The sequence below is a fragment of the Pseudomonas sp. S8 genome (genome assembly GCF_050473925.1).
In the GTDB taxonomy this organism is placed as follows: domain Bacteria; phylum Pseudomonadota; class Gammaproteobacteria; order Pseudomonadales; family Pseudomonadaceae; genus Aquipseudomonas; species Aquipseudomonas parakoreensis.
Genome location: NZ_JBFDVZ010000016.1, coordinates 1012343 through 1034825, shown reverse-complemented (window position 1 = coordinate 1034825; position 22483 = coordinate 1012343). Strand labels below are relative to the sequence as shown.

Genomic DNA, 22483 nt, shown 5'->3' with positions numbered 1-22483 from the left:
GCATTCGCTTGGGTGCTTTCACACCCTTCGCATTGCAGATCCGGCGTTATCAGTAAGCCTTGCCGGTCTTGTAGAAGTTCTCGAAGCAGAAGTTGGTCGCTTCGATGTAGCCTTCAGCGCCACCGCAGTCAAAACGCTTGCCCTTGAACTTGTAGGCCATGACGCAGCCATTCTGGGCTTGCTTCATCAGGGCGTCGGTGATCTGGATTTCACCGCCCTTGCCTGGCTCGGTCTGCTCGATCAGGTCGAAGATGTCCGGCGTCAGGATGTAACGACCGATGATCGCCAGGTTCGACGGCGCATCTTCCGGCTTTGGCTTCTCGACCATGCTGTGGACGCGGTAGATGTCGTCGCGGATCATCTCGCCGGCGATCACGCCGTACTTGCTGGTTTCCTGCGGGTCGACTTCCTGAATGGCGATGATCGAGCAGCGGAACTGCTTGTACAGCTTGACCATCTGGGTCAGTACGCCGTCGCCTTCGAGGTTGACGCACAGGTCGTCCGCCAGTACCACGGCGAAGGGTTCGTCACCGATCAGCGGGCGACCGGTGAGGATCGCGTGGCCCAGACCTTTCATTTCGGTCTGACGGGTGTAGGAGAACGAGCACTCGTCCAGCAGCTTGCGGATGCCGACCAGGTATTTCTCTTTGTCGGTGCCCTTGATCTGGTTTTCCAGCTCGTAGCTGATGTCGAAGTGGTCTTCCAGAGCGCGCTTGCCACGACCGGTCACGATCGAGATTTCAGTCAGGCCAGCGTCCAGAGCTTCTTCAACGCCGTACTGGATCAGTGGCTTGTTTACCACCGGCAGCATTTCTTTGGGCATGGCTTTAGTCGCTGGCAGGAAGCGAGTACCGTAACCGGCTGCTGGGAACAAGCATTTCTTGATCATATAAGTCCTTGAAAGGGCTGTGTGTACGAGTTTCGGCGCAGTCTAATCAGGCGGCGTGCACCTTACAATGCCCCGCACTGGCTAACCGATGCCAACATAGAGAAATATTCTCGCCGATAGTTCCGTTGGCGACTTCGACCCGCGAAAACAGAGTAGCTCAAACACGCAAATGCGCTGCATCACTCTACGCTCATCATCCCCCAATGTGAGGATTTGTCGGTATCATGGCGCCTTTGAACCAGCGAACGAGACAGATAGATGGCCGCGGTAAAAATCATCAACGGGTATGTGATCGACAAGAAAGACGGCAAGTGGAACCTGACCACGACCAATGGCGAACACATCGCCGGGCCTTTCGACAGCGAGCAGCTGGCGACTGATGTGGCGTCGGTGTTCACTGACACCCCTGCGTCGTCCAAACGCCGTGGCAAAGATCAGGACTGACCGGTTGCGACACGCGCCGAGCCCTGCCCCTGCGCAGGGCTTTTTTGTGGCCGCTCGCAAACCCGATGAAAACAAGTGGCCAATCGCTATAACCTTTTCACTCCGGCGCTGTCAGAGCGTTTAGCCCCTCCCTCGCTGAAGACGACACACTTATGAACATGAACAGATTGCTGCCGCTGATCGCGGTATTGGCCCTGGGTGGCTGTGCCACCTCGCAAACCACCTACCTGAACAACGGCGAACAGGGTTTGAGTATCGACTGCTCCGGGGAAGCCAACTCCTGGGCCACCTGCTACGAAAAAGCCGATGCTTCCTGCGCGGGCACTGGTTATCGCATTGTCGGTACCGACGGCACGCCGGCACCCAAGGACAGCGACAAGACCTTGGGGGTCGATGTCGGCAACTACAAGAATCGCAGCGTGGTGGTGGTCTGCAAATAGACCCTACATGTGGATCTCGGCGAATTTGATCCCGAGCCCGCGCACGATCTCGATCAGGTCATCGAGCCGGGCGAAGGATTCGACTTCGTCGTTATCGTCGACCAGAAAATAGCTGCGACCGGCGCTCTTCTTGAAAAACACGATCCACTCACCCGAGTTCGCCGGATTCTGAATCACATGCGTGGCAGAGATAAGGCCCTCTGCATGCCGTTCCCGTACTTGCTCTCGCTTCATGCGCGACTCCAGAAATGAAAATGCCGCCACAGCATGACTGTGGCGGCATTGGTGCTGATGGCCGCTATTCTATCAGCCGGAAATGCAGGCATTGGCGGCGTTTTGCACGTCGCGAGGACGAATCGGCACATTGGACATGCGCTCATGCAACTTGATGCTGCTGCCGCCGGAACGATCGTCGATATCAAACACCGCTGCCGCGCCAGTGGAAAATTTCCCGGGAACAATCACCCGCACGCCATCCTTGTGCGGCTGCATCTGCAGTGCGCCGCGACTGTTGGCCAGCTTGTCCGCCAGGCACTGCGCATACTCATGGGGTTTCTTGCCGGAAATCACGCTCATGGTGGGCAAGGTTTCATTGATTTCGGAAACACTCGCGCAACCACCCATGACCAACATCAACGGCAGACACACCACACCCCACTTCATACAAATACCTCCCATAAAGACCCTCGGACAGCAGTAATGCCATTTTTCTCCGAGGCTTACTCCATTAAACCCGCAGCGAATCGCGAATAACCGTTTTTAATTGTCAAAGCAGCGCTCGACGGCGGGATAATAACCCGTTCGGGCTGATAAACTGCGCCAATCGCACATGCTATCGTTTTGATTTAGTAGAAAAAGCCCTTCTGGAGGCGCCCATGAAATTCATTCACCAGCGCGAGCACCTCAACGAAGACGACATTGTCGTCATCCAATGCTCGCAAACCTGCAACATCCGTTTGATGAACGACGCCAACTTCCGCGCGTTCAAAAACGGCGGCCGCCACACCTATCACGGCGGTGCTTTCGACACGTTTCCTGCGCGAATCACCGCGCCTAGCACCGGTTTCTGGAACATCACCATCGACACCGTCAGCCGGCGCGCCATCAGCGTCACGCGCAAACCGACCCTGACCCACTCGATCAAGATCATCCGCCGCTCCAGCTCCAAACTGAGCTGAGTTGCCCCAACGCAAAGGTAAGCATGACCGTGGCCCAAACGACCAAATACGTCATCAAATACAAGCTCAACGGTGAGCGCCGCTTCGAGTTCGCGCAACTGCAAAACGGCACCGTGGAAGAAGCCAAGGCTGCACTGGATGCCATCCACGGCCAGACTGAAGATGTGATCAGCGATGTCGCCGTCAGCAAAGCCCTGTAACGCAACACTCCGGATTCGACCGCAAGCGACGGAGTGTTCTGCCGCCGGGATTTGCCCAGACTGACAGCCTCGACCAAAGGGTTCAGGAGTCAGAATGTCAATGTCCCCGTCTCGGCTGGATGCGCTCGATTGGGCAAGCCTCGAACAGCATCTGGATCAATATGGCTATGCCATCGTCCGCTCGCTGCTGTCGGCGCAAACCTGCGAGCGCTTGAGCGCCCTGTATTCGCAGACCGAACCGTTTCGTTCGCAGGTCATCATGGCCCGCCACGGTTTCGGTCGCGGGGAATACAAGTACTTCAGCTATCCCCTGCCGACAACCATCGAACGTCTGCGCACTGCGCTTTACCCGCGCCTGGTGCCGCTGGCCAACCGCTGGTACGAACGCATGAATGTGCCTGTACGCTTTCCCGCAACCCATGCCGGGTTTGTGCAGCGCTGTCACGATGCCGGCCAACTGCGGCCTACACCCTTGCTGTTGCAATACGGCCCGCAGGACTACAACTGCCTGCATCAGGATCTGTACGGAGAACTGGTTTTCCCACTGCAAGTGGCGATTCTTCTGTCGGAGCCCGGACAGGACTTTACCGGCGGAGAGTTCGTCCTGACCGAGCAGCGTCCACGCCTGCAGTCGCGACCACACGTCGTGGACCTGCACAAGGGTGACGCTGTTATATTCGCGGTCAACCAGCGCCCGGTCAGCGGCACACGTGGCGATTATCGGGTGACCATGCGTCATGGCGTCAGTCGCCTGCACAGCGGAAACCGGCATACTCTGGGCATCATCTTCCACGACGCATTATGAGCAGCATGCAACCGAGCCACTTCGACCTGTTCGCCGACCACGAACCCGAGCAACAACCCCGCGCCGAGCAAATCGGCGAACAATCGTGGGTTTTGCGCGGTTTCGCCCTGCCGATGATCGATCAACTGTTGCCGGCGCTGGACGGCGTTCTCACCGCAGCGCCATTGCGTCACATGATGACCCCGGGCGGTTTCAGCATGTCAGTGGGCACCAGCAGCTGCGGAGCGCTGGGCTGGATCACCGATCGCAGCGGTTATCGCTACAGCACCGTGGATCCGCTGAGCGGCAGACCATGGCCGGCAATGCCCCAAGTGCTGTTCGAACTGGCACAGAGAGCGGCGCAGCGCGCAGGATTTGCCGGATTTCACGCGGATTCCTGCCTGATCAACCAATACGTCCCCGGCGCCAAGATGTCTTTGCACCAGGACAAAGACGAACATGCCTACGCGGCGCCGATCGTTTCGCTGTCATTGGGGTTGCCGGCAATGTTCCTGTTCGGTGGTTTTGTCCGCAGCGACAAGAGCCAGCGCATTCCTCTGTTGCACGGCGACATGGTGGTCTGGGGCGGGGTCGATCGCCTGCGTTTTCACGGTGTGCTGCCGATCAAGCCCGGCCAGCATCCGCGTCTGGGCGAACGGCGAATCAATCTGACCTTCCGGGTCGCCGGGTGATCTGAAAAATTTGACCGCAAGGCCCGGAGTGTTACCCACATTGCAGCTGGTTAACCTGAATCAAACAGGTCAACGGACTACTCGCCATGAAAAAGCTTTCGCCGATCATCAATGTTGAAACCGATCCACGCTGGGCCGCCGTGCTCGCGCGGGATCCGCGAGCCGACGGGCAGTTTGTCTATGCGGTAAAAACCACCGGCATCTATTGCCGACCCAGCAGCCTTTCGCGTTTGCCCAAGCCGCAAAATGTCGAATTTTTCGACAGCGCCGAAGCTGCCGAAGCGGCGGGCTACCGCCCAAGCAAACGCACAAGCAAGGATCAGACTGATGTCGCCAGCCAGCACGCCGCGACAGTGGCGATGGCCTGTCGGCAGATCGAATCGAGCGAAACAGTGCCTGCGCTCAATGAACTCGCCAAGGTCGCCGGCCTCAGCCCGTTCCATTTTCATCGCGTGTTCAAGGGCGCTACCGGTCTGACGCCAAAGGGTTACGCGGCAGCGCATCGCTCGCGCCGGGTGCGGGAACGGCTCGCGAATGGCGGCTCGGTGACCGATGCGCTGTACGAAGCAGGCTTCAATTCCAACAGCCGCTTTTACGAATCGGCCGACAAGCTGCTGGGCATGAAGCCCGGTGACTATCGCGCTGCAGGGCGCAACAACGACATTCACTTTGCGGTTGGCCAGTGCTCACTTGGCGCGATTCTGGTGGCGCAAAGCGAACGCGGGGTGTGTGCGATCCTGTTGGGCGACGATCCGCATCAACTGGTGTGCGATCTGCAGGATCAGTTCCGTCAGGCCAACCTGATTGGCGCCGACGCCGCGTTCGAACAGTTGATTGCCAAAGTGGTGGGCTTCATCGAAGCCCCAGCACTGGGCCTCGACTTGCCACTGGATGTGCGCGGCACAGCGTTTCAGGAGCGCGTATGGCAAGCGCTGCGGGAAATCCCGGTGGGTCGCACCGCCAGTTACGCCGAAATCGCACAACGCATTGGCGCACCGACGTCCATGCGCGCGGTGGCGCAAGCCTGCGGCGCCAACCGTCTGGCCGTGGCAATCCCTTGCCATCGCGTGGTGCGCAGCGATGGCAATCTCTCGGGGTATCGCTGGGGTGTGGAGCGCAAACGCCAGTTGCTGGAACGCGAAAACCAGCCTTAGCGAATCCCGATGCAGACCGCCACGGACTCGGGGCCGGTATAGGCCTCGTAGTCGGTGGCATAACGGCGCTGAATCTGAGGGTTCTCCTCAAAGAAGGTCCAGATCCGTCCCCAGGTCGCAATGACCGCGTCGGGCAATGGGCCCTGCGCCTCGAACACCAGATACTCGCCGGCTTCGATCTGTACGGTCTCATAGCCTTTTGGTCGTGCATTGACCGCGACCCCCGCGGTGACATCGAACGCACCCGAGGCATCGGATTCATAGGCCGAATACACACCATAAATTGCTGAGCCGGGGATCTTGCCGGGAATACTCTCGGCCTGTTCTTCACTGAAAAACCGGCCCCACATCGGGCCGATCTTTGCGCTATGGGGCTGGTGCTCTGCGGCGTTGGTCGTGCGCACACGCAGGCCGGCCACGGTGAAGGCGTCGATTTGCTGTCGTTTCAAATCCATCGAAAATGCCGCTCCCTGTAATAGAAGTGCGGCCACGCAGGGCCGCAATGGCGCTTACTCTGTCAGCGATTGACGTCGACCACAACCCTGCCGCGCAGCTGTCCGGCGAGCAATTTGGGTGCCGCGTCGATGGCTTCGCTCAGGGCGATTTCGTGGCTGATCAAAGGTAACAGGGCGAAGTCCAGATCCTTGGCCAGACGTTTCCAGGCGTCGATCCGCCGGGCCTTGGGTTGGGTCACGCTGTTGATGCCGGCCAGGGTCACGCCGCGCAGAATGAACGGCGCCACCGACGCAGGAAAATCCATACCCTGGGCCAGACCGCAGGCCGCCACCGTGCCTTCGGCGCGGGTGCTGGCACAGGCGTTGGCCAGGGTGTGGCTGCCGACCGAGTCGACCACGCCGGCCCAGCGTTCCCTGGCCAGCGGTTTGCCCGGTTCCGACAAGGATGCGCGGTCGATGATCTCGCTGGCGCCCAGTTGTTTCAGGTACTCATGCTCGGACACCCGGCCGGTGGACGCCACCACGCGATACCCGAGTTTGCTGAGCAAGGCGATGGCGAAACTGCCCACCCCACCATTGGCGCCGGTCACCAGCACTTCACCCTGATCCGGCGTCACGCCGTTACGCTCCAGCGCCAGAATGCACAGCATCGCCGTGTAGCCGGCGGTACCGATGGCCATCGCTTGCGCGGCGCTGAAGGCCTCGGGCAAGGGAATCAGCCAATCGCCACGGAGGCGCGCCTTTTGTGCCAGGCCGCCCCAGTGACTTTCGCCCACGCCCCAGCCATTGAGCAGAACCTGATCACCAACCTTATAATCAGGATGCGAACTGACCTCGACCGTGCCCGCCAGGTCGATCCCAGGCACCATCGGAAACTGGCGTACCACCGGGCTGCTGCCGGTAATCGCCAGACCATCCTTGAAGTTCAGCGTGCTGTACGCCACCTGCACCGTCACGTCGCCTTCGGGCAACTGCGCTTCATCGATCTGCTGCAGGCTGGCGCGGTAACCGCTGTCGTCTTTGTCGATCAAAATGCCGTTGAACATGGCTGCTTCTCACTCAATGGATTCAAATCCTCGCGCCTTGAAATAACACAAAGCAACACATTGCCCCACCCGACTTTGCGCCAATTCGCAAATCCGTCCAGTCATTCCAGAGCGGGCGACTATGCTTTTTCGACGGTCGTGCTTTCGCTGCCCCCCTGCTGAAAGCGGCCCCTGTCGATGGAGCTGACAATGCCTTACCCGCGCTCATGGCTTGCAATCCTCATGCTGTGCCTGCTGACCGCCGGCAACCCGTGGGCCGCCCCGGCCACTGCCGACAAACCCGCCGCTGCTGACGCCGCCCCCAGCGCGCCGACGTGGCCGCAAGTGATCACCAGCGGCAAGGCCAGGCTGACCGTGTACCAGCCGCAACTCGACAGCTGGGATGGCTACACACTCAATGCCCGGGCGGCGGTCGAAGCCACCGGCGCCGACGGCAAACCCACCTACGGCATTGTCCAGTTCAGTGCGCACACGTTGGTCGACAAGGCCACGCGCTGGGTCGCACTGGATCAATACAAGATCATCAAGGCCGACTTCCCCGCCGATGCCAGTCAGGCGGATGTCTGGCTCGCGGCACTGCAAAAGGATGCCCAGAGCCGCAAGAAGACCATTTCCCTCGATCAACTCGAGGCCGCCGTCGGTGTGTTGTCGGCAGAGCAGAAAGCCGACAGCGCGCCACTGGAAAATACCCCGCCGGCGATCATCAGTTCCGACGTCCCCGCCCTGCTTGTCTATATTGATGGCGACGCGGCGTATCGCGCGGTCGAGGGCACCGCGTTGCAGCGGGTGATCAACACCCGCCCGTTATTGCTCAAGGACGCCGAGGGCAAGCACTACTTGCATGTGTTTGATGGCTGGATGGTCGCTGACAACCTCAGCGGCGAATACACTCGTCTGACGACACCGCCGGCCGATCTGGAGAAGGCCAAACAGGTGGCGATCCAGAGCCGTCAGGTCGATCTGCTCACCGGGCAGAGTGATCCGAAAGACAAGGTGCCAAATCTGGCCAAGCCGCCGCAGCCGAAAATTTTCATCGCCACCACCCCCACCGAGCTGATCGTTACCGACGGGGCTGCGCAGTGGTCGCCGATCCAGGGCACCAGCCTGCTCTACGTGAGCAACACCACAGGGCACATCTTCAAGGAAATCGGCGACCAGAACAGCTACGTGCTGATTTCCGGACGCTGGTTCCGGGCCGCCGACATGAACGGGCCGTGGACGTTTACCCCGGCGGACAAATTGCCTGCCGACTTCGCCAACATCCCCGACGACAGTCCGAAAGAGAACGTCAAGGCCTCCGTCGCCGGTACGCCGCAGGCCAAGGAAGCCGCGATTGCCGCCACCATCCCGCAAACCTCGGCGATCAAGAAAAGTGCAGTGAAAATGACCGCGCCGCAGTTCGACGGCGAGCCGCAACTCAAACCGATCAACACCACGTCGCTGCAATATGTGGTCAACAGCGCGACGCCGATCATTCGTGTCGACAACGACAGCTGGTATGCCGTGGAGAACGGCATCTGGTTCAGCGCAACGACAGTCAGCGGACCGTGGGTCGTCGCCAGTTCGGTACCGTCGGTGATCTATTCAATCCCGCCGAGTTCGCCGATGCATTACCTCACTTACGTCAAAGTCTATGAGTCCAGCGGCGACACGGTGGTGGTTGGCTACACCCCGGGGTATCAAGGGTCGAACCTGGATCCGGCCACGGGTGTGGTGGTTTACGGCACCGGATACCCGTACACGCCGTGGGTTGGCAGTGTCTGGTATGGGCCGCCCGTGACCTACGGTTTCGGCGTCGCGATTCGCTATACACCCTGGACCGGCTGGACCTTCGGTTTCGGCTTCGGCTGGAGCTGGGGCGGCAACACCGTGGCAATGGGTTGGGGCTGGGGCGCTTATCCGTGGTGGGGCAATTACGGCTGGGGTTATGCCTGGGGGCCGCGCTTGTATCCAGCGCCGCTGGCCTGGGGCGGCGCCGCTTACGGCTATCGCGGCGGTGCCGTGGCCTGGGGGCCCGGTGGCTGGGCCGGCACCACCGGCAACATTTATCGTCAGTGGGGCGACCGCGCGACCGTCAGTCGTTACGGCGCCGGCTACAACGCCTGGACCGGCAATCGCTGGGCCGGTCAGGTCGGCTCGTCCTATAACTCGCGCACCGGGATTGCCGCGGCGGGCCAGCGCGGCGCCGTACACAATGCGTACAACGGCAACTACGCGGCCGGACGCAGTGGTGAGGTGGTCGGGCCGAACGGTGGCGCCATTGCCGGCGGCCGAGTGACGGCGGGCAACGCACGCAACGGCACGCAAGTCACTGCCAACCGTGGCGCGGTGTACAACCCCAACACCGACAAGTCCACGCAATATGCTGGCGTCAGGGGACGCAACGGCGGCGCCGCACGGGTTGGCGACAACGTCTATGCCGGGCACGACGGTAACGTCTACAAGAAAACCGACAACGGTTGGCAATCAATGGTCAAGGGCAGCCCGACCCGCACGGCAGCGGTCAACAACACTGCCCAGCTGCAAAACCTCAATCGTGAATCTGCAGCGCGCAACTTCGGCAACCAGCGCACCAACAACTTTCACAACTCCTCGCAAGTCATGAACCGTTCATTTGGCGGCGGTGGCGGTGGTTTTCATCGACGCTGACGGCGCATGGCTGTCCGTGCGAGGAAAATTCGCGCTGGCCCTGAGTCCGGTTTTGCTGTTAAAAAACCGGCTCTGCCGTCCCTGCCCCGTTTCATCGTTCGGAGAACCGCTTCCATGAGCCAATGGCCTGACACTCGCATTCTTGACCTGCTCGGCATCGAGCTGCCGATCATCCAGGGCCCAATGGCCGGTGCCACGAACTCGGCCATGGTGATCGCCGTGTGCAACGCCGGCGGCCTGGGTTCGATGCCCGCCGCAATGCTGAGTATCGAGCAACTGCGCGAAGAACTGCAGACCATTCGCGAGCACACTCGCAAGCCGTTCAACGTCAATTTCTTCTGCCATCAGCCACCGGCTGCCGATGAACAGCGCGCGCGGGACTGGAAAAACCTGCTGGAGCCGTACTACCGCGAACTGGGTGTCGATTTCGATGCTCCGACGCCGGTGTCCAACCGGGCACCCTTCGATGCGGCAGCGTGCGCCGTGCTGGAAGAGTTTCGTCCTGAAGTCGTGAGTTTTCACTTTGGCCTGCCGGAGAAATCCCTGCTGGATCGGGTCAAGGCCACGGGCGCGAAAATCCTCTCTTCTGCCACGACTGTCGATGAAGCGGTGTGGCTGGAACAAAACGGTTGCGACGCGATCATCGCCATGGGCTACGAGGCAGGTGGTCATCGCGGGATGTTTCTCAGCGATGACCTGAGCAGTCAGGTCGGTACCTTTGCCCTGGTGCCGCAGATTGTCGATGCGGTGAAAGTACCGGTGATCGCTGCCGGCGCCATTGCCGATGCGCGCGGGGTGGCCGCGGCATTCATGCTCGGTGCATCGGCAGCGCAGGTCGGTACCGCGTATCTGTTCACCCCGGAAGCGAGAGTCAGCGCCTCCCATCACCAAGCGCTGCGCACCGCCAAGGAAAGCGAAACCGCGATTACCAACCTGTTCACCGGGCGCCCGGCTCGCGGCATTCTCAATCGGGTGATGCGCGAAATCGGCCCGATGTCAGCGAAAGCCCCAGCCTTCCCGCTGGCCGGCGGAGCGCTGATGCCCTTGCGTGCAAAAAACGAAGCGCAGTTCAGCAACCTCTGGGCCGGGCAGGCTTTTCCGTTGGGCAAGGAGCTGAGCAGCGCCGAGCTGACCCGGGAACTGGCGCAAGGCGCGCTGGCAAAACTGGTCCGACACTGACCCGATCCAGGATGAGGCACGGCGCAGCCTCATCCTGTATACAACAGCACTTCCTGTTTAGCGGCATTTCGCTATATATTTCGCTATATAGCGTTTCACCCTTCGCATCGGTGCAGTCCACCTCCAACAATAACTGCCCTCTGCAATCGCCAATAACGGAGCTGTTATGACCATTCGTGCCTCACGTTTTGCCCCCACTTGCCTGGCTTCTTTGCTGGCGGTATTTGCCTTTGGCGCCGCTCACGCCGATGAGGTGCAGGTGGCGGTTGCCGCCAACTTCACCGCGCCGATCCAGGCCATTGCTGCCGACTTCGAAAAAGACACCGGGCACAAACTGGTCGCCGCCTACGGGGCCACCGGCCAGTTCTACACCCAGATCAAGAACGGCGCGCCGTTCGAAGTGTTCCTCTCGGCGGACGACACCACGCCGGAAAAACTGGAAAAAGAAGGCGATACCGTCAAGGGCTCGCGCTTCACCTACGCCATCGGCACCCTGGCGCTGTGGTCGGCGAAGGAAGGTTATGTCGATGGCAAAGGCGAAGTGCTGAAGAAAAATGAATACCAGCACCTGTCCATCGCCAATCCGAAAGCCGCACCGTACGGGCTGGCAGCCACTCAGGTGCTGGAAAAACTCAAGCTGACTGAAGCGACCAAAGCCAAAATCGTTGAAGGCCAGAACATCACCCAGGCCTACCAGTTTGTGTCCACCGGTAATGCGGAACTGGGCTTCGTAGCACTGTCGCAGATCTACAAGGACGGCAAGGTCACCAGCGGTTCGGCGTGGATCGTTCCAGCGAACATGCACGACCCGATCAAACAGGACGCGGTAATCCTGAACAAAGGCAAAGACAGCGCCGCCGCCAAAGCACTGGTTGACTACCTCAAAGGCCCGAAAGCCGCTGCGGTGATCAAGTCCTACGGTTACCAGCTCTAAATGTCGCTCTCGAGTGCCGACTTCGCGGCGATCTGGCTGACCCTGAAACTGGCGTCCCTGACCACCGCGATCCTGCTGGTCGTCGGCACTCCGATTGCCCTGTGGCTGGCGCGCAGTCGTTCCTGGCTACGCGGCCCCATTGGCGCAATCGTCGCCCTGCCCCTCGTGCTACCGCCGACCGTGATCGGCTTCTATCTGCTGCTGGCAATGGGGCCCAATGGCTTTCTCGGCCACTTCACGCAATGGCTGGGCCTGGGCACGCTGACCTTCAGTTTTACCGGGCTGGTGATCGGTTCGGTGATCTATTCCATGCCGTTTGTGGTGCAACCGTTGCAGAACGCGTTCGCGGCCATCGGCACCCGTCCACTGGAAGTGGCCGCGACCTTGCGCGCCAATCCCTGGGACACTTTCTTCAGCGTGATCCTGCCTTTGGCCCGCCCCGGTTTCGTAACCGCGGCGATCCTCGGGTTCGCGCATACCGTTGGTGAATTCGGCGTGGTGCTGATGATCGGCGGCAACATTCCCGACAAGACACGCGTGGTCTCGGTGCAGATCTACGACCATGTCGAGGCGATGGAATATGCCCAGGCCCATTGGCTGGCCGGGGCGATGCTGGTGTTTTCGTTTCTGGTGTTGCTGGCGCTCTACTCCAGCCGCAAGACCCGCGCGGGTTGGAGCTGATCGATGATTGATGCACGTCTGAAAATCACTTATCCGGGTTTCAGCCTGGATGTTGATCTGCATTTGCCGGGGCGTGGCGTGACTGCGCTGTATGGTCATTCCGGGTCGGGCAAAACCACTTGCCTGCGCTGTATCGCCGGGCTTGAGCGAGCCGAGCAGGGTTTCATCCAGATCAACGACGAAGTCTGGCAGGACAGCGAACGCCGGATTTTTGTCCCGCCGCACAAACGAGCGCTGGGTTACGTGTTCCAGGAAGCCAGTCTGTTCCCGCACCTGTCAGTGCTGGCCAATCTGCAGTTCGGTCTCAAGCGCATTGCCAAGGCCCAGCGCCGTGTCGACATGGCGCAAGCCACCGAACTGCTGGGCATCGGCCATCTGCTGGAGCGCCATCCGCAGCATCTGTCCGGCGGCGAACGCCAGCGTGTCGGTATCGCCCGCGCGCTGTTGACCAGTCCGAAACTGCTGCTGATGGATGAGCCGTTGGCGGCCCTCGACAGCCAGCGCAAAAACGAAATCCTGCCGTACCTGCAACGCCTGCATGATGAACTGGACATTCCGGTGCTCTATGTCAGCCACGCGCAGGATGAGGTGGCGCGGCTGGCCGATCATCTGGTGTTGCTCAGCGATGGCAAGGCCCTGGCCAGCGGCCCGATTGGCGAGACCCTCGCCCGGCTGGACCTGCCAATGGCGCTGGGCGATGACGCCGGGGTGATCATCGAAGGCCAGGTCAGCGCCTACGATGCCGAGTACCAACTGCTGAGTCTGCAATTGCCGGCCACGGCCATGAACATCCGCGTGACGCACGCGCCGATGGCGGTCGGTCAAGCCTTGCGCTGCAAGGTGCACGCCCGCGACATCAGTCTGGCCCTGCACAACAGCGAAGCCAGCAGTATCCTCAATCGCTTGCCGGTGACCGTGGTCAGCGAGCTGGCGGCGGACAACGCCGCGCATGTGCTGATTCGTCTGGATGCCGGCGGCACACCGCTGCTGGCACGGATCACGCGGTTTTCCCGGGATCAGCTCGGCATCCACCCGGGCCAGCATTTGTGGGCGCAGATCAAGGCCGTCGCCGTGCTGGCCTGAATTGGTTGGCACGACGGCCACGGCCCGCGGTCAATCGCTGTAACAGAGCGATTCGCCAAGGACACCGCCATGCCCGACACTGTACTAGCCGACGTCTTACCGCCCGACCTGCATTACGTCGACGATACCCAACCCGGCATCCGCCGTAAAAAACTGCGTGGCAAATTCGCCTACTTCGATCCGGCCGGACAACGCATCAACGACCCCGATGAGATCAAGCGGATCAACGCGCTGGCAGTGCCGCCGGCCTACACCGACGTGTGGATCTGCGCCGATCCGCGTGGCCACTTGCAGGCCACCGGCCGCGATGCCCGGGGCCGCAAGCAGTATCGCTATCACCCGCGCTGGCGCGAGGTACGCGACGCCGACAAGTACTCGCGCTTGCGTGAGTTCGGCCTGGCGCTGCCGAAGTTGCGCAAACAGCTCGAAACCCTGCTCGACGCACCCGGTTTCAGTCGCGACAAGGTCATGGCCACGGTCATCACGCTGCTCGACGCCACGCTGATTCGTGTCGGCAACACTCAATACGCGCGGGACAACCGCTCCTATGGCCTGACCACCCTGCGCAGCCGGCATGTCGAGGTCAACGGCAGCGCGATCCTGTTTCAGTTTCGCGGTAAAAGCGGCATCGAACACCAGATCACCGTCAAGGATCGTCGCCTGGCGCGCATCATCAAGCGCTGCCTGGAAATCCCGGGACAGAATCTGTTTCAGTATCTGGATGAAAATGGCGAGCGGCACACCATCAGCTCCCACGACGTCAACAGCTACTTGCAAACCCTCACCGGTGCCGACTTCACCGCCAAGGATTACCGCACGTGGGCCGGCAGCGCGCTGGCCCTGGCGGTATTGCGCGAACTGCAATGGGAGTCGGAAGCCGAGGCGAAACGGCATGTGGTGGAGATGGTCAAGAGCGTGTCCAAACAGCTGGGCAACACCCCAGCCGTTTGCCGCAAGTGCTACATCCATCCGGCCGTGGTCGAGCGCTTCCTGCTCGGTGCGCTGGCCGAACTGCCACGCCCGAGGGTGCGCAAGGGCTTGCGCGCCGAGGAAGTGGCGCTGGCGATGTTTCTCGAGCAAATGATGGACGCGCCTTGATCGCGCTGGTAGCCGAGCAATCAATCGCGGTTTCCCACGATCCTGAGTTTCTACAGGCGTTGAAGCAGACGCATCGCCTGGATCGGCACGCCACAGAGTGGCGGCTGCAACCGACGAACTGACTGGCTATTTTTTGCACGATCGGCCAAGGCTTCTATAGTTGATCTGACACCTATTTGCTGTGGTGACGCCATGGAAGACATCTTTGTCGTGAAGCGCTGCAACAAGATCATCATTCACGGCCGTCGCGCCGGGGAAAGTCAGCATGAACCTGCCGAATCCAGCAGCTGGTTTCGGATCAATGACACCCGAACCGGAGGCTTCATCGGTGACGGCTATGATCTTGAAGAAGATGCCCGGCGCGAATGCCAAAGGCTCAATGCGGCCAGCTCGCCGCGACCGGCGCGACAATCGGCCGGCTGATGCAATTGACAGGCGGGGTCTATACTCATAGCAGCTGACGGACCAGCGCCCCAACGGCAGAGAGCTCGCAGCCTGCGGGCTTTTTGCTGCCTCTCAACGGTTTGTCTGAACGGAGGTGCTCCATGTCCGAAAAAGAGTCCATCACCACCCTCCTCACCCTGCTTGACTCCCGTCAGGCGCGCCTGGCTGCGGCCTGCAAGGAAATTGCCGACTGGGTCGATCATCAAGGCGGCCATCCGACCGCCCTGCGCATACGTGATCGCCTGAACGACATCGAAAAAGATACGCCGCTGATTCGCAGCACCCTGTCTTCGCTGCAACCTGTCGAGCGGCCACTGCCTCGTTTCAGATGACCGGATGGCAATAAACGACAGTCTCAACGCGTACCGCCTGGCCGACCCGGCGAACACCCGCAGTCGTGGGAGGTCATAACCTGTACACGTCACCAGGAGACTGATCCATGGTTATCCATTTCAAAGTAGACGGGCACCTGGCTTGTGGTCACAAGGGCAGCAACCTTGCCTCGAGCCAGGAACTCAATCGCGTCAAATGCCGCAGCTGCCGCAACACCGATGCCTACAAAAATGCGCGCAAAACCCAGCGCAATGCTGCTCGGCGTGCAGCGCGCCACACCAAGGCTGACCACGGTGCATCGAACTGGCGTTCGGAATGGATCGCACGCTTGACCGCTCTGGCGGGTCCGCAACGCCTGCCACGGGGCTTTTTCGGGCAAGCGTTTGTGTAACCGCTTGATGTCTTGGTTTTCGTCCATCACTCAGCGCGAATTACCACGAGTTCACCGCTCGAAACCATCAATGCTCTGGCCTTATCGTCAGGGCATTGATGATTTCGAGCAGCCCTTCACCCTGAGTCAAGCTTGCAAATAGCCAACGCGCCCTCATAACCAGATCCGTATCCACAGTCACCGAGAGGCAAAAAGATCATGACCGGAAAGACCGAAACCGCGATTCTCGCCGGGGGCTGCTTCTGGGGCATGCAGGACCTGCTGCGACGCTATCCCGGCGTACTGCAGACGCGAGTCGGCTACAGCGGTGGCGATGTACCGAATGCCACGTACCGCAACCACGGCAACCACGCCGAGGCCATCGAAATCGTCTTCGACCCTGCCGTGATCAGCTACCGGCAAATCCTTGAGTTCTTTTTCCAGATCCACGATCCCAGCACACCCAACCGACAAGGCAACGATCTCGGCCCCAGTTATCGCTCGGCGATTTACTACCTTAACGAACAGCAACGCGACATTGCTGAAGACACCGCTGCCGACGTCGATGCATCCGGGCTGTGGCCGGGGCGCGTGGTCACTGAAATCGAACCGGCGGGCCCCTTCTGGGAAGCGGAACCCGAGCACCAGGACTATCTGGAGCGGATACCGAATGGTTACACCTGCCATTTCATCCGCCCGAACTGGAAGCTGCCGAAACGCAGCTGAAAACACATCTGCGTAATCACTCCACGCAAGGCGCTGGCCTCAGCTGAGGCCGGCGCTTGCGCACCTCTGGAATTGATCATTTTGGTGAGCCCTCCGTAGCACAGTTCAAGCGCCCGAGGATGAACATACGTTCATCGCAAGCCTGGCTCTAAGCGTCTAGCCTGCGGGTTCCAACATAGTGCCTACAGGAGTACCCCACCATGTTCTCGCACGAAAGCATTCCACTGATTGCCATTTTCACCATCATGCTGCTGTGCGTACTGGCTGCGTTTTTGCACCCGGTACATGCATTCTTCAGCTGGCTGCGCAGGCGCAAGGAACGATTAAACGCCCAGGCTGCAAAAGAGGTTGATTCGCGCTGAATGTATTCCCTAAACCGGCCCGGGCATGCCTGGACTTGTTGTTTTCTGACTGAACAGCAGATACAAAAAAGCCCAGCACGGGGCTGGGCCTGATTGTTCGCCAACGTTAAAACATGCAGGCTTTTCGGCCACAAGAGTAGAACTCAAGTGACTTACGCAAGAGCCCTTTCGTGCTCGCTTTCATGCACGTAAACCCATGAAATTCCGGATGGCGAGGTCTGGTCGAGGCGCATAAGCGCCGAATCGACTTTCTTCTTGGTGATGCCGTCTTTGACAAGGTCGAAAACGGCCAGGAAGCAGTCCCCTGGAAGCGCTGTGATCGAGAGGTTAGTGATGTGCGATTCAGGGCTTCCAGCACGCTCGCCGTACAAACCCCAAAGTCGCTCCCAATAATCCGCTCGACTCATGATCTGTCCATCAGTGAGTACCACACGAAAGTCATTCGCCAATGCGTCGTACAGGGGTTTGATGGCGCCTTCCGACCGGGAAGACATACCGCGCGACCACGGAAAGAAGAGATTGTACCAACGGTACACCTCGGCTTCGACGAGAGCGGTTTTATCGGTTGCTGCGTGCACTTGATTGATTGCCATCGGTGTTCTCCTTAACACGTCAAAAATGGCGGGTTTGGCGTGACAGACTGGGGGGCTGAATGCCCATCGCCTGAACGATGCACCGCGCCTTGATCAAGATCCATCCTGATATCAACGCCATCGGGTCAAGCTCAAATGTTCACTCAATAACTTTTGATATCTTCGACCAAGCAACAAACGTAGACGCTCGCAGGATTGATTGCATCAAGAAGTGACAAACGGTCTTTGCAAACAGGAAGAAGAGGACATGGAAGAATTGACGACGAGCCATTTAAAAATGGTGCCCTGAAAACAAACAAGGGTCTGCATCAGCTTTCGCCCGCAAACCCTTGATTTTAGATGGTGCCCGAAGCCGGAATCGAACCGGCACGCCCTTACGAGCGGGGGATTTTAAGTCCACAATTTTTTACCCTTAATTCAATAGCTTACGTTCAGTTTTTTTCCGCATCACAGAAATTTTCTCTCCGTTTTAAGACAGCAAAACCAGCACCCTAAAAATAAATTGCGGAAAGAAATTGGGCTGCAGGATCACGCATTTTAAGAGAACTCAGATGCACGTCAGTAGCCAGACAGCCAAGGAATGACAGACCAGCATCGGGATGACTGGTTGCCGTGGCCGCAACAAAGCCCCCACGCCTGGTCCAGGTGTGGGGGCCGAGTGAACATAAGCTGGAATTCCATGTAGCAGGCGTCAAAGGCAGCTATCGGCCCAGAGTGTGTAAAAACTCCAAAGCCAGCTCGGATGCTTAAAAATCGCCCCCCAAACGCGCATTGCCGCATCTGTCCGGCGTCAGTAGGATTCGGTCATCGCTGACATAAATGGATGTGTATATGGAAAGCATGCCGAGACTGGAAATTGAGCGCGTTGCGTATCAAGAGTTTTTAACTCTTTGGGAACGCGGAGCATTCGATAATCAGCGCTTAGGCCAAGCGTTCTATAACCATTTTCGGCTTCATCGTCTGTGCGACCAAACGCGCCTTTTCAGTCTCTATGAAACTGACGGAGACAAGGCCATAACCGCGATCTCCCGCCTGTTCCAAATCAGATAACTTCGACCCCGCGTTTCGCGAGAGCAGGGTCAGCCCTGGGTCGATAGTCGCCTCTCATAAGAGACTGCATTGGCCCAGAGTGTGTAAACGCTTTTGCGAACCCTTGCTATGATTTCTGAGGATTTCATCGCAGGGATCGCCCATGAAGCGCTTTATCCAAGGTGAACATCGAGGCCAAGGCACCTTGCTTCCCGAGAGCTTCGACGATTACGTCAGCGATACCAATCCAGTGCGTGTAGTCGACGTTTTCGTCGAGGAACTCGACCTGGTCAGTCTGGGTTTTGACGGCGCTATTCCCGCTGACACAAGCCGTCCTGCTTACCACCCGGCGATCCTGCTGAAGATCTATATCTACGGCTATCTCAACCGCTTTCAGTCGAGCCGACGGCTGGAACGAGAAGCCCAACGCAACATCGAGCTGATGTGGCTGACCGGCCGTTTGATGCCCGATTTCAAGACCATTGCCAACTTCCGAAAAGACAACAGCAAGGCCGTCCGAGGCGTTTGTCGCCAGTTCGTCGTGCTCTGTCAGCAGTTGGGATTGTTTGGAGAAAATCTGGTCGCCATCGACGGCAGTAAATTCAAAGCCGTCAACAATCGCGACCGCAATTTCACCAGCGCCAAACTGAAGCGGCGAATGGAAGAAATTGAATCGAGTATCAACCGTTATCTGGCGGCACTCGATGCTGCCGATCGGCAAGAACCCACAGTCTCTGAGCCCAAAGCCGTGCGCCTGGAAGAGAAAATCGCCGAGCTCAAAACTCAAATGAAAGAGCTTCAGGCGATCGAAATCCAGCTCAATGAGTCGCCCGATAAACAGGTCTCACTGACCGATCCAGACGCCCGTTCCATGATGACGCGCGGCACGGGAATCGTCGGTTACAACGTGCAGACGGCGGTCGATACCCAGCACCATTTGATCGTTGCGCACGAGGTGACCAACGTCGGTTCCGACCGCGTTCAACTCAGCTCGATGGCCAAACAAGCCCGCGAGGCGATGGCGTCAGATACGTTGTCGGTAGTGGCTGACCGAGGTTGCTTCAAAAGCGAACAAATCCTCGCTTGTCACGATGCAGGTATCACCGCCTACGTGCCCAAGCCTATGACCTCTGGAGCCAAGGCTGACGGGCGTTTCAATAACGATGCCTTCATCTATGACGCGGCAAAAAACGAATACATTTGTCCAGCTGGCGAGGCGCTGATCTGGCACTACTCCTACGTTGAAAAAGGCCTGAAGTTGCATCGTTACTGGAGTTCGAAATGCCAGGGCTGCGCGTTGAAATCGCAATGCACTCCGAGCACGGAACGACGAGTTCGACGCTGGGAGCATGAAGCCGTATTGGAGGAAATGCAGCTTCGGCTGAGCAAAGCGCCGGAGATGATGCGAGTCCGAAAACGGACGGTTGAGCATCCCTTCGGGACGCTCAAGCAATGGATGGGTGCGACGCACTTCCTGACGCGAAAGCTGGCCGAGGTGAGTGCGGAGATGAGCTCGAATGTGCTCGCCTACAACTTGAAACGGGTCATGAAAATCATCGGTACCCATCACTTGATGAAGGCGCTAACAGCCTAAAAACCGGCCTGTTTTTACGTGTCCCGATGATCTGGCGCGTTGCTGGGGCGGTTAGCTCATCAGTACGGGACATCGTGCCTTGATCAGGCTACTAAGCGGCACAGTCGCTCAGCCTTGAAGATCGATACGGGATCTAGCGTTTTTACACACTCTGGGCCATTAGCAGTCATAGCCGGTTGCCGTCTGTCACGAGGTGCAGCAACTGACAGTGACTTCAACCGATCGATGTAACACGACTAAAGTAATCGTCCGGCGGACACACCTGCTTGATCCCTAAGATAAGGGCGACAATGTCCGCGTAACTGCCTTGATAATGATTTGCGTGCACAGCCCTGAGCGCGCTCACTAACTATGCCCTGACAGAGAACCTCAACGGCTAGCTTTTAGCACTTCAAGCATCGCCTCGGCAGCCAGGGTGTGGATTTTGCGGGTCGGGTGCCATTCATCCCAGTAGTAATGGGCATCTGGGTTTTGACACACGGGCTTGACGTCCGGATAGGTGGTTTGGCAAGGAGTATCCAAATCCTTCAACCCCGCAACATCGGGTGCCGCACGAAGTTTGTTGCTGAAGGCCAGGTAGTCAAAGTAACTAATACTGACATGATGGGCATTAGCCAATGCTGTCAGCACGGCTGGCAGTTTTTGTTCGAGTATCTGCTGGTATGTTATTGCACTCTTGACTTGATTGCCCTGCACCACAGCTGGAACGTGACTCAAATCCGTGGTCCCCACGACCATTAAGTGCATCGCACCTTCTGCAATCAGCGCCTCGGTGCTCCTCTGTATATTCGCCACGCTTTTCTGGCTTAGCACTTCAATCGATTCTGGATGCGAGAAGTCGGCCCATTCAAAAAAGTCGTTGGCTGAGATGAAAATAAAATAGAGCGAATTCGGATCCGCTTTGTGTTTTTTAGCGGCTTTTAGATGATCGGCAATTTGGCCGAAAACGCCAGTGTCGCGAGATGGCTCCATCCAAGCATAGTAGTTGCCGTTGCCGCTCTTGGCACCGCCAATCGCGTAATCGGTCAAGGGTGTTTTCAAGACGCGAGCCAAGTTCTCGACGGCGGTGGGGCCATTGCTCCAGCGCCCCTTCCAATACAACGAGCCGGGCAGCTCCTGTGCATCTCTAATCTTCTGCATGGCTAAAGTTCTAGTGAAGGTTTCACCCGCACCATTGTCAGAGTAGCTGTCACCGAAAGCATAGAGATGATTGTAGCTTGGGGCACCAAAGGCGGTTGATGCAGTCAGTGCCAAAAGAGCAGCTAAGCAGGCGAGTCGAGTCATTGATAGTCTCCCAGGTTGTAACCTCAGACTACCGGCGGCAACGTTTTCACTTGTCACTGTTGCGACCTTTGTTTAGCCGAGTGCGTAATGAAGGTCCTGTTCGCGACAGATAGGAATCGGTTGAGTCCAGCAACGACAGGTGCAGTCTAAGGATAAAGCGGCCAGCAAATACACCTTGCACCGATCGGGCAGGCATTCACTGATGCGGCAGCAGTTGCTCGATAGTTGTTGCTCCTGACCGGTTGAATCCACAGCCAATAGCGGCCCTTGGTTGCGCGCGCGATACGCGAATCGACCCGAAGGTGCTCTCAAGGGCGATACAGTCGAATCGCACCTACCATGAGGGACTAAAATCAGTAGATTGGGTTCCGCTAGACAAGGAGTGTCGAAGTGCATCTTGTGCGTGTTCGCGTCCAGAACTTCAGAGGCATCGCCTACGGTGAGGTCCATCTCAATGGACACACTGCTTTTATTGGTGACAACAACGCCGGCAAGTCCACATTGCTGGAAGCGGTAGACCTGGTACTTGGCCCAGAGCGCCTGAGTCGTCGTCCTGTAGTTGATGAGCACGATTTCTACGCAGGTATGTACGTAGATCCGGCCAAGAACGAGGTCGTCCCGATCCAGATCGAGGTTATAGTCGCTGGACTCTCCGATGAGCAGCTGCGGCATTTCCGCGACCATATCGAGTGGTGGGATTCACAGGCCAAGACATTGCTGTGGGGGCACCGCCAGAGGGAACGGACGCCCCCCATGTTGGCGCAGCAATACGCGTCTTCTTCAACGGCTGGTATGACGTAGAAGAGGACGACTTCGCTGGGGATACCTTTTACGCCATTCCC

28 protein-coding genes are annotated in these 22483 nt (G+C 58.6%); 21 read left to right on the top strand and 7 right to left on the bottom strand.

Annotated elements, in window-relative coordinates; genetic code table 11:
- Positions 1-49: 49 nt before the first annotated feature.
- On the bottom strand, positions 50-889 hold the full coding sequence (gene galU, locus AB1J88_RS05980; protein WP_007912230.1) for a UTP--glucose-1-phosphate uridylyltransferase GalU: 840 nt from the start codon (positions 887-889) through the stop codon (positions 50-52).
- A 258-nt stretch (positions 890-1147) separates the two neighbouring features.
- Here galU and AB1J88_RS05975 point away from each other — a divergent pair, with 258 nt between their 5' ends.
- Both AB1J88_RS05975 and AB1J88_RS05970 read left to right on the top strand, forming a co-directional pair.
- Complete coding sequence (locus AB1J88_RS05975; RefSeq protein ID WP_007964653.1) at positions 1148-1333, top strand: hypothetical protein; 186 nt, start codon at positions 1148-1150, stop codon at positions 1331-1333.
- A gap of 152 nt (positions 1334-1485) precedes the next feature.
- Complete coding sequence (locus AB1J88_RS05970; RefSeq protein ID WP_084234123.1) at positions 1486-1773, top strand: hypothetical protein; 288 nt, start codon at positions 1486-1488, stop codon at positions 1771-1773.
- A 3-nt stretch (positions 1774-1776) separates the two neighbouring features.
- On the opposite strand, the gene AB1J88_RS05965 is transcribed toward AB1J88_RS05970, so the two are convergent.
- Together AB1J88_RS05965 and AB1J88_RS05960 are read right to left on the bottom strand one after the other, a co-directional pair.
- Positions 1777-2007 carry a hypothetical protein gene (locus AB1J88_RS05965; protein WP_027612691.1) on the bottom strand — a complete coding sequence of 77 codons (231 nt, stop codon included), beginning with the start codon at positions 2005-2007 and terminating at the stop codon, positions 1777-1779.
- 72 nt (positions 2008-2079) lie between these two features.
- Positions 2080-2436 (bottom strand): hypothetical protein, encoded by a 357-nt coding sequence (locus AB1J88_RS05960; protein WP_003225393.1) that lies wholly within the window; start codon positions 2434-2436, stop codon positions 2080-2082.
- Positions 2437-2648: 212 nt separating this feature from the next.
- Between AB1J88_RS05960 and AB1J88_RS05955 the strand changes: the two genes are divergently transcribed.
- The 5 genes from AB1J88_RS05955 (at position 2649) to ada (ending at position 5781) form a co-directional block, all read left to right on the top strand.
- Positions 2649-2951 (top strand): DUF1883 domain-containing protein, encoded by a 303-nt coding sequence (locus AB1J88_RS05955; RefSeq protein WP_041064472.1) that lies wholly within the window; start codon positions 2649-2651, stop codon positions 2949-2951.
- A gap of 23 nt (positions 2952-2974) precedes the next feature.
- Positions 2975-3151 carry a hypothetical protein gene (locus AB1J88_RS05950; protein ID WP_430290503.1) on the top strand — a complete coding sequence of 59 codons (177 nt, stop codon included), beginning with the start codon at positions 2975-2977 and terminating at the stop codon, positions 3149-3151.
- Between the two features lie 94 nt (positions 3152-3245).
- Positions 3246-3956, top strand: a complete 711-nt coding sequence (locus AB1J88_RS05945) for a 2OG-Fe(II) oxygenase (RefSeq protein ID WP_430290502.1) — start codon at positions 3246-3248, stop codon at positions 3954-3956.
- Between the two features lie 5 nt (positions 3957-3961).
- Complete coding sequence (gene alkB / locus AB1J88_RS05940; protein WP_430292665.1) at positions 3962-4627, top strand: DNA oxidative demethylase AlkB; 666 nt, start codon at positions 3962-3964, stop codon at positions 4625-4627.
- 86 nt (positions 4628-4713) lie between these two features.
- Complete coding sequence (ada, locus tag AB1J88_RS05935; RefSeq protein WP_430290501.1) at positions 4714-5781, top strand: bifunctional DNA-binding transcriptional regulator/O6-methylguanine-DNA methyltransferase Ada; 1068 nt, start codon at positions 4714-4716, stop codon at positions 5779-5781.
- On the opposite strand, the gene AB1J88_RS05930 is transcribed toward ada, so the two are convergent.
- Together AB1J88_RS05930 and AB1J88_RS05925 are read right to left on the bottom strand one after the other, a co-directional pair.
- The gene (locus AB1J88_RS05930) at positions 5778-6236 is read right to left on the bottom strand and encodes a GyrI-like domain-containing protein (protein ID WP_198759467.1); all 459 of its coding nucleotides are present in this window, start codon (positions 6234-6236) and stop codon (positions 5778-5780) included. The genes ada and AB1J88_RS05930 overlap by 4 nt on opposite strands.
- A gap of 62 nt (positions 6237-6298) precedes the next feature.
- Positions 6299-7282, bottom strand: coding sequence for an MDR family oxidoreductase (locus tag AB1J88_RS05925; protein ID WP_222014483.1), 984 nt, complete (start codon positions 7280-7282; stop codon positions 6299-6301).
- A gap of 189 nt (positions 7283-7471) precedes the next feature.
- Between AB1J88_RS05925 and AB1J88_RS05920 the strand changes: the two genes are divergently transcribed.
- The 11 genes from AB1J88_RS05920 (at position 7472) to AB1J88_RS05870 (ending at position 17141) form a co-directional block, all read left to right on the top strand.
- On the top strand, positions 7472-9931 hold the full coding sequence (locus tag AB1J88_RS05920) for an autotransporter (protein WP_430290499.1): 2460 nt from the start codon (positions 7472-7474) through the stop codon (positions 9929-9931).
- Between the two features lie 114 nt (positions 9932-10045).
- Entirely contained in the window at positions 10046-11110 is a 1065-nt protein-coding gene (locus AB1J88_RS05915) for an NAD(P)H-dependent flavin oxidoreductase (protein WP_430290498.1), read from the top strand.
- A 166-nt stretch (positions 11111-11276) separates the two neighbouring features.
- Positions 11277-12044 (top strand): molybdate ABC transporter substrate-binding protein, encoded by a 768-nt coding sequence (gene modA / locus AB1J88_RS05910; RefSeq protein WP_108182818.1) that lies wholly within the window; start codon positions 11277-11279, stop codon positions 12042-12044.
- Positions 12045-12725, top strand: a complete 681-nt coding sequence (modB, locus tag AB1J88_RS05905) for a molybdate ABC transporter permease subunit (RefSeq protein ID WP_041064496.1) — start codon at positions 12045-12047, stop codon at positions 12723-12725.
- A gap of 3 nt (positions 12726-12728) precedes the next feature.
- A complete protein-coding gene (modC, locus tag AB1J88_RS05900) occupies positions 12729-13808 on the top strand; it encodes a molybdenum ABC transporter ATP-binding protein (RefSeq protein ID WP_330206045.1) in 1080 nt (359 codons plus the stop codon).
- A 69-nt stretch (positions 13809-13877) separates the two neighbouring features.
- Positions 13878-14906 (top strand): DNA topoisomerase IB, encoded by a 1029-nt coding sequence (locus tag AB1J88_RS05895; RefSeq protein WP_430290497.1) that lies wholly within the window; start codon positions 13878-13880, stop codon positions 14904-14906.
- 192 nt (positions 14907-15098) lie between these two features.
- Positions 15099-15329: a hypothetical protein gene (locus AB1J88_RS05890; RefSeq protein ID WP_041064505.1), complete on the top strand. Its 231-nt coding sequence runs from the start codon at positions 15099-15101 to the stop codon at positions 15327-15329.
- A 122-nt stretch (positions 15330-15451) separates the two neighbouring features.
- Entirely contained in the window at positions 15452-15682 is a 231-nt protein-coding gene (locus AB1J88_RS05885; RefSeq protein ID WP_007964939.1) for a hypothetical protein, read from the top strand.
- A gap of 107 nt (positions 15683-15789) precedes the next feature.
- Entirely contained in the window at positions 15790-16074 is a 285-nt protein-coding gene (locus tag AB1J88_RS05880; protein WP_430290496.1) for a hypothetical protein, read from the top strand.
- Positions 16075-16272: 198 nt separating this feature from the next.
- On the top strand, positions 16273-16779 hold the full coding sequence (gene msrA / locus AB1J88_RS05875; RefSeq protein ID WP_041064515.1) for a peptide-methionine (S)-S-oxide reductase MsrA: 507 nt from the start codon (positions 16273-16275) through the stop codon (positions 16777-16779).
- Positions 16780-16979: 200 nt separating this feature from the next.
- Entirely contained in the window at positions 16980-17141 is a 162-nt protein-coding gene (locus AB1J88_RS05870) for a hypothetical protein (protein WP_174376922.1), read from the top strand.
- A 152-nt stretch (positions 17142-17293) separates the two neighbouring features.
- On the opposite strand, the gene AB1J88_RS05865 is transcribed toward AB1J88_RS05870, so the two are convergent.
- Positions 17294-17734 carry a hypothetical protein gene (locus tag AB1J88_RS05865; RefSeq protein ID WP_047294767.1) on the bottom strand — a complete coding sequence of 147 codons (441 nt, stop codon included), beginning with the start codon at positions 17732-17734 and terminating at the stop codon, positions 17294-17296.
- An 831-nt stretch (positions 17735-18565) separates the two neighbouring features.
- Between AB1J88_RS05865 and AB1J88_RS05860 the strand changes: the two genes are divergently transcribed.
- Together AB1J88_RS05860 and AB1J88_RS05855 are read left to right on the top strand one after the other, a co-directional pair.
- Entirely contained in the window at positions 18566-18784 is a 219-nt protein-coding gene (locus AB1J88_RS05860) for a hypothetical protein (RefSeq protein WP_430290495.1), read from the top strand.
- A 142-nt stretch (positions 18785-18926) separates the two neighbouring features.
- A complete protein-coding gene (locus AB1J88_RS05855) occupies positions 18927-20357 on the top strand; it encodes an IS1182 family transposase (protein WP_430290494.1) in 1431 nt (476 codons plus the stop codon).
- A 369-nt stretch (positions 20358-20726) separates the two neighbouring features.
- Here AB1J88_RS05855 and AB1J88_RS05850 read toward each other — a convergent pair whose 3' ends face one another.
- Positions 20727-21641, bottom strand: coding sequence for an SGNH/GDSL hydrolase family protein (locus AB1J88_RS05850; RefSeq protein WP_430290493.1), 915 nt, complete (start codon positions 21639-21641; stop codon positions 20727-20729).
- A gap of 390 nt (positions 21642-22031) precedes the next feature.
- Here AB1J88_RS05850 and AB1J88_RS05845 point away from each other — a divergent pair, with 390 nt between their 5' ends.
- The gene (locus AB1J88_RS05845; protein WP_259744920.1) at positions 22032-22442 is read left to right on the top strand and encodes an ATP-dependent nuclease; all 411 of its coding nucleotides are present in this window, start codon (positions 22032-22034) and stop codon (positions 22440-22442) included.
- Positions 22443-22483: the final 41 nt, after the last annotated feature.

What these genes read in the sequence shown, in the direction of transcription:
- galU (WP_007912230.1), bottom strand. Translation starts at nt 889, where the DNA reads ATGATCAAGAAATGCTTGTTCCCAGCAGCCGGTTACGGTACTCGCTTC.
- AB1J88_RS05975 (WP_007964653.1), top strand. Translation starts at nt 1,148, where the DNA reads ATGGCCGCGGTAAAAATCATCAACGGGTATGTGATCGACAAGAAAGAC.
- AB1J88_RS05970 (WP_084234123.1), top strand. Translation starts at nt 1,486, where the DNA reads ATGAACATGAACAGATTGCTGCCGCTGATCGCGGTATTGGCCCTGGGT.
- AB1J88_RS05965 (WP_027612691.1), bottom strand. Translation starts at nt 2,007, where the DNA reads ATGAAGCGAGAGCAAGTACGGGAACGGCATGCAGAGGGCCTTATCTCT.
- AB1J88_RS05960 (WP_003225393.1), bottom strand. Translation starts at nt 2,436, where the DNA reads ATGAAGTGGGGTGTGGTGTGTCTGCCGTTGATGTTGGTCATGGGTGGT.
- AB1J88_RS05955 (WP_041064472.1), top strand. Translation starts at nt 2,649, where the DNA reads ATGAAATTCATTCACCAGCGCGAGCACCTCAACGAAGACGACATTGTC.
- AB1J88_RS05950 (WP_430290503.1), top strand. Translation starts at nt 2,975, where the DNA reads ATGACCGTGGCCCAAACGACCAAATACGTCATCAAATACAAGCTCAAC.
- AB1J88_RS05945 (WP_430290502.1), top strand. Translation starts at nt 3,246, where the DNA reads ATGTCAATGTCCCCGTCTCGGCTGGATGCGCTCGATTGGGCAAGCCTC.
- alkB (WP_430292665.1), top strand. Translation starts at nt 3,962, where the DNA reads ATGCAACCGAGCCACTTCGACCTGTTCGCCGACCACGAACCCGAGCAA.
- ada (WP_430290501.1), top strand. Translation starts at nt 4,714, where the DNA reads ATGAAAAAGCTTTCGCCGATCATCAATGTTGAAACCGATCCACGCTGG.
- AB1J88_RS05930 (WP_198759467.1), bottom strand. Translation starts at nt 6,236, where the DNA reads ATGGATTTGAAACGACAGCAAATCGACGCCTTCACCGTGGCCGGCCTG.
- AB1J88_RS05925 (WP_222014483.1), bottom strand. Translation starts at nt 7,282, where the DNA reads ATGTTCAACGGCATTTTGATCGACAAAGACGACAGCGGTTACCGCGCC.
- AB1J88_RS05920 (WP_430290499.1), top strand. Translation starts at nt 7,472, where the DNA reads ATGCCTTACCCGCGCTCATGGCTTGCAATCCTCATGCTGTGCCTGCTG.
- AB1J88_RS05915 (WP_430290498.1), top strand. Translation starts at nt 10,046, where the DNA reads ATGAGCCAATGGCCTGACACTCGCATTCTTGACCTGCTCGGCATCGAG.
- modA (WP_108182818.1), top strand. Translation starts at nt 11,277, where the DNA reads ATGACCATTCGTGCCTCACGTTTTGCCCCCACTTGCCTGGCTTCTTTG.
- modB (WP_041064496.1), top strand. Translation starts at nt 12,045, where the DNA reads ATGTCGCTCTCGAGTGCCGACTTCGCGGCGATCTGGCTGACCCTGAAA.
- modC (WP_330206045.1), top strand. Translation starts at nt 12,729, where the DNA reads ATGATTGATGCACGTCTGAAAATCACTTATCCGGGTTTCAGCCTGGAT.
- AB1J88_RS05895 (WP_430290497.1), top strand. Translation starts at nt 13,878, where the DNA reads ATGCCCGACACTGTACTAGCCGACGTCTTACCGCCCGACCTGCATTAC.
- AB1J88_RS05890 (WP_041064505.1), top strand. Translation starts at nt 15,099, where the DNA reads ATGGAAGACATCTTTGTCGTGAAGCGCTGCAACAAGATCATCATTCAC.
- AB1J88_RS05885 (WP_007964939.1), top strand. Translation starts at nt 15,452, where the DNA reads ATGTCCGAAAAAGAGTCCATCACCACCCTCCTCACCCTGCTTGACTCC.
- AB1J88_RS05880 (WP_430290496.1), top strand. Translation starts at nt 15,790, where the DNA reads ATGGTTATCCATTTCAAAGTAGACGGGCACCTGGCTTGTGGTCACAAG.
- msrA (WP_041064515.1), top strand. Translation starts at nt 16,273, where the DNA reads ATGACCGGAAAGACCGAAACCGCGATTCTCGCCGGGGGCTGCTTCTGG.
- AB1J88_RS05870 (WP_174376922.1), top strand. Translation starts at nt 16,980, where the DNA reads ATGTTCTCGCACGAAAGCATTCCACTGATTGCCATTTTCACCATCATG.
- AB1J88_RS05865 (WP_047294767.1), bottom strand. Translation starts at nt 17,734, where the DNA reads ATGGCAATCAATCAAGTGCACGCAGCAACCGATAAAACCGCTCTCGTC.
- AB1J88_RS05860 (WP_430290495.1), top strand. Translation starts at nt 18,566, where the DNA reads ATGGAAAGCATGCCGAGACTGGAAATTGAGCGCGTTGCGTATCAAGAG.
- AB1J88_RS05855 (WP_430290494.1), top strand. Translation starts at nt 18,927, where the DNA reads ATGAAGCGCTTTATCCAAGGTGAACATCGAGGCCAAGGCACCTTGCTT.
- AB1J88_RS05850 (WP_430290493.1), bottom strand. Translation starts at nt 21,641, where the DNA reads ATGACTCGACTCGCCTGCTTAGCTGCTCTTTTGGCACTGACTGCATCA.